Source organism: Agathobaculum sp. (assembly GCF_050946325.1).
GTDB lineage: Bacteria > Bacillota > Clostridia > Oscillospirales > Butyricicoccaceae > Agathobaculum.
The window spans coordinates 1-4,300 of the sequence record NZ_JBMNUP010000155.1 but is presented as its reverse complement, the minus strand read 5'-3'; the positions used below and the strand labels follow the sequence as shown (position 1 = coordinate 4,300).

Annotated in this window: 5 protein-coding genes and 1 tRNA gene; 1 reads left to right on the top strand and 5 read right to left on the bottom strand. The window is 53.7% G+C overall.

Annotated features, from left to right (window positions below; all coding sequences use genetic code 11):
- Window positions 1–85: 85 nt before the first annotated feature.
- The 3 genes from ACOYIE_RS09700 to ACOYIE_RS09690 form a co-directional block, all read right to left on the bottom strand.
- On the bottom strand, window positions 86–430 hold the full coding sequence (locus ACOYIE_RS09700; protein WP_433412710.1) for a ferrous iron transport protein A: 345 nt from the start codon (window positions 428–430) through the stop codon (window positions 86–88).
- 86 nt (window positions 431–516) lie between these two features.
- Window positions 517–1,998, bottom strand: a complete 1,482-nt coding sequence (locus ACOYIE_RS09695) for a hypothetical protein (protein ID WP_433412708.1) — start codon at window positions 1,996–1,998, stop codon at window positions 517–519.
- Window positions 1,999–2,198: 200 nt separating this feature from the next.
- Entirely contained in the window at window positions 2,199–2,843 is a 645-nt protein-coding gene (locus ACOYIE_RS09690; RefSeq protein WP_433412706.1) for a hypothetical protein, read from the bottom strand.
- A 160-nt stretch (window positions 2,844–3,003) separates the two neighbouring features.
- Here ACOYIE_RS09690 and ACOYIE_RS09685 point away from each other — a divergent pair, with 160 nt between their 5' ends.
- Window positions 3,004–3,669, top strand: coding sequence for a hypothetical protein (locus ACOYIE_RS09685; RefSeq protein ID WP_433412704.1), 666 nt, complete (start codon window positions 3,004–3,006; stop codon window positions 3,667–3,669).
- 20 nt (window positions 3,670–3,689) lie between these two features.
- Here ACOYIE_RS09685 and ACOYIE_RS09680 read toward each other — a convergent pair whose 3' ends face one another.
- Both ACOYIE_RS09680 and ACOYIE_RS09675 read right to left on the bottom strand, forming a co-directional pair.
- On the bottom strand, window positions 3,690–3,977 hold the full coding sequence (locus ACOYIE_RS09680; RefSeq protein WP_433412702.1) for a hypothetical protein: 288 nt from the start codon (window positions 3,975–3,977) through the stop codon (window positions 3,690–3,692).
- A gap of 161 nt (window positions 3,978–4,138) precedes the next feature.
- Window positions 4,139–4,224, bottom strand: a tRNA-Leu gene (locus ACOYIE_RS09675).
- Window positions 4,225–4,300: the final 76 nt, after the last annotated feature.

The following is a 4,300-nucleotide window of genomic DNA, read 5'->3' as shown; positions in this document are numbered from 1 at the left end:
ACCACAGGTCTTTTATAAAGTCTATCCCCTCTGTTTTATCCTTTTTTCACAAAAAAATCCGCCCGGCTTTTACCGGGCGGATGCATCACTTTTCTTCTGTGTTATCGGGGGCCTGGAAGCATTTTTCCATGCGTTCCAGCATCTCCGTCATGTTTCCCGTCGCGCAGCAGCCGCACAGCAAAACGGGTTCTCCCCTGCGGACGAAATGCTCGCCCACACCAATGCAGGCCGCCTGTTCCGGAGACAGCAGAACCTCCTGCCGTCCATTGTGCACACGAACAGAACCGCCGGGTTCGGTCACCTCCAGCAGTGTCAAATCGCTGCCGCTCATAATCCCGAGCGATTCCAGTTCCTTCTGCACCGCCCGCTTTCCTGTCACCTTTCGCACGGTCACTATGCTGCCAATTTCCACATCCTTCAATTCCTTCATCAGCGCACCTCCTTTTGCATTCTTCTTTATAAAGGCATGGCCCGACGGTAAATTCCCGCCGGGCCAAAAGCATGGATTAAATTTGATTAGGCTTCCTTTTCCTTCTTGTTGAGGAACAGCTCGCTGCCTTCCACAACAGCCCAGACGATGATGCCGACGAGAAGCGCCGGGCCCGGGGTATAGTACGCCAGAGCGGCCGCAATTACGCAGGCGATGCCGCGCTCATTCGCAGTCTGGCACATACGCATACCGATGTTGCCGCAGGCGAAGCACTGTACGCCCATCGTAATGCCGAAGAAGATGGCAAACGCAGGACGAATCAGCGTAACCAGAGGCAGAATCAGAACCGAGATAACGGTTGCCGCACGGAAGGTGCAGACGCCGTCCCAGTAGCTGTTCAGGGTCTTGTAGCCTCTCTTGTAGCGCTCGGTAATGGTCAGCAGGCCGGATGCCCACAGCGGGCCGCACATCGGAACCCAGGGAGCAAACAGAGACATGATGCCGTTACGCAGGAAGCTTACCAGGTTGGAACGGCCGGCGTCGAAGATAACGATTTCGTCATCACGGGCGGCAGTCGCTTCGGTAACAACTTCCTTCGCCAGAACGAAGTCAGAGAAGGCAATGATGTAAACAGTAAGCGCCATCGGGATTGCCTGGACGAAGAAGCTTACATCCGGCATGCCCAAGCCAAAGATGGTGAAGTGCTCCAGCACGAAGCCGAACGACAGCGGCGTCAGGCCCCACTGAATTTCCGGAATCGGAATTTCGCGAATCAGGAACGGCGCCAGCACAATGGCAAATACCTGTGCCGGAACAACGCCCTGGTTACGCAGCCAGTTCAGCGTTCTGTTCTTCGTGGCCGCCCGCGCAAAGCTCGGGTTGAACAGGAAGAAGTAGGACATCAGAACGGCAATTGCAACCGTAATCGGCGCCTTCGGCATACGGGCCGAGAAGACGTTCACACCAGCAGTAACGCCGGCGCCAAGTACGATACCAGCCTTAATCGCATTCGGCACAATACCGATCAGCCAGCGGCCGATGCCCGTTGCACCCATGATGAGGAAGCAAAGCGCTACCAGCATTTGTAGGGCAATCATGGCGTATATTCGGTCCACATTACCGGTTGCATAGTCCGGAAGCGCCCACTGGCCGAGGTAATTCAGCGTCAGCGGAAGGGCCGGCGTAATCCAGCCAGGTACTACAGGGTCGCCCAGCAGGGACGGCAGGTAGTAGCAGATGGCGTTCAGTACGCCGAAGGTAAGGCTCATCAGGAATGCGCCGTTTTCGGTCAGCCCGAGGGCTGCGATGTTTGCCGCTTCATCCAGACCGAAGGTCGTCATGGTTGTTGCAGTACCTGCGCCCAGGCACGCAACGCCCAGGAACATTGCCGCAGCCATTTCGGTCCAGGACCAGCGGTGGTGGATCAGCGGAAGACGAAGGTTAAACGGCCCCAACTTGATATACGGCTGAACACCGCCAAGTTCTCTCTTTTTCAGCGGGAACTTGCTTTGGTTGAAACCTTCGGGCTCCTTGATCTGTGTGGTCTTGGGTTGAGTTTCGTTACTCATGTGAAAATACCCCCTTCACAATTTTTTCTCAGTTTGCCGTTCTCCCCAGATGCAGCAAACCTTCTTACAAGCTGATTGTATCATTCTTTTGATAAAATGTAAACAAAGTGTTAACGGTCAAACCAGCCAAAAATTCAGGGGAATTATGTGCATCTTAACTAAATTTTATCGGTTTGTTTTTTCTGTTTTTTACGTTTTTCTCATTCCTTTGCCAAATTCTTTTTTCCGCGACCGCGCCGCGCCTGTTCTTCCTCTTTCTCGCGGGCTTCCATTTCACGCGCGTATACCTTGTTCAGCTCACGGTACTCGTTAGCCGTGCCGCCCCGTATCCGGCGCAGCAGCACCATCCGATGATCGACCTGTTTCATCAGAAAACTGTCAAACTGTTCCCGTTTTTCTTCCGTATCAATCGTCGCCGGATTTTCGCAGCCCACCAAAAACGTGTGCGTCATATTGAGAATCTCGTTCACGGGCTGTGCAAACTGGGATTTCTTGGTCCGGTTGATACCGGCCTGCCGAACAACCGAATCGGCCGCTTCCACCATATCCGCAAACAGTTTGACCGATTTTTCTCTGTTGGCACGCCGCATCACATTGCGGATGGTCTCGCTCTGCTGCTCCGGCGGCAGCACACGCACGCGGCCATCCCCCAGTTCTTCCACCAGAATCCCTTTATCCGGCGGTGTCGGGCAGATGTAATTCGACAGGCGGACAAATGGCAGTGCAAACGCATCCACCTCTTTGCGCATATCTTTGTTCAGGTTTCTTGAAGCAACAAAGCAGAAAATAATGCCAATCACCATAACCGCATAGGCCAGATGAATTGGATTGAATGAAATCGGCATATAAGCCCCTCCCTTTACCCTATGCCGACGATGCGGCAGGCATTCATTGTTTTTATTATACCTGTCACTCCTCAAAAACACAACTCAAATTTGACGATTTGCACAAACGATGTTATACTGAAATGGCACAGGGCCTTGCCCACCTCAGGAGGAAGATATTATGAACAAGCAGAATTCCAGCGCACCGGCCGCACGCGGCGGCATCACTGTCCTTTGCTTTTTGCTCATCATCGCAGGGCAGGCTTATCTGCTGCGCAGCATGTTATTCGGAAGCGGCGCTTCCGGCCTGCCTATGCCGTTTTGTGCAGAGCTTTTCTTCTGCCTGCTGATGACGGCCGGCATTGTAATCTCTTGCATCCGGCCAACCGGCTGGGGCAGCAAACTGGGCTGTGCAATCGCACTGGCGCTGTTTATCCTTTATGCGGCAATCAACATTCTGCAATATGATATTTTCTCTTCTGCGTATCTATCCGGCATACACGCGGAATACGCCAGCATGGGCGGCGCGCTTGTCGCGCTCAAGCTGGTGCTTGCGCTGGTTGGCGTAACCGCAGGCATTCCCGTCGCACCGCGCATTGATGACAGAGAATACGCCCGCCGTCTGCGGGAAAAAGTCCAGATGCAGCAGGCCGAATGGGCCAAGGCCTCCGCGCAGGGCGCGCAGAAAGATCTGAACGACACCCTTGAAAAGCTCAAGGCCACGCTGTCCGAGGAAGAAATGGCAGCCCTGCTGGCACAGCTTCAGCAGACGGCCGCCCAAAGCTCCGCCGAAAAGCCAAAGCCTGACCCCACCGAAGACGCGCACGGCTGGGGCGGCGGCATGTAAACAAAAAACAAAGGGAAGGATTACTCCCTCCCTTTATTTTTATGCTCTTTTTCCATTCTGATAAATGCAATCAGGATACAGATAAACGCAACAATGTTGGCAAACACCAGCGTGCCCGGGTAGGTTTTCGCCGTCATTCCAACGCGCACCGCATTCAGCACCACGGCCAGCAGACCGAAAACATACAGCCCGCGGCTTGCCCACAGCGAAGGCTCCCCTTTCTTCTGCACCAGAATCAGGTTAATGAACCAGCACACCAGAAGCAGCCCCAGCAAAATAAACGTTCCGTACATCAAATAGGTATTCATACCGCATTTCCTCCCTCTCTGCCGGTGCTCCGCAAACAAAGCAGCCGCGCAGGCTATGCTCTCATTATACAGGTTTTGCGCACGCAATTCAACAACGGTTTTTGCGCATCTTTTTCAATGACAAAAAGAAAAACACGGATTTCAACCGAAATCCGTGTTTTTGGTGCGGATGGGGGGACTTGAACCCCCACGTCCTTGCGAACACTAGCACCTGAAGCTAGCGCGTCTGCCATTCCGCCACATCCGCATATTTACTTACTCGCACTTGAAGAGGTGGTGCGAGTGACGGGACTTGAACCCGTACGTCGATTGACACACGCCCC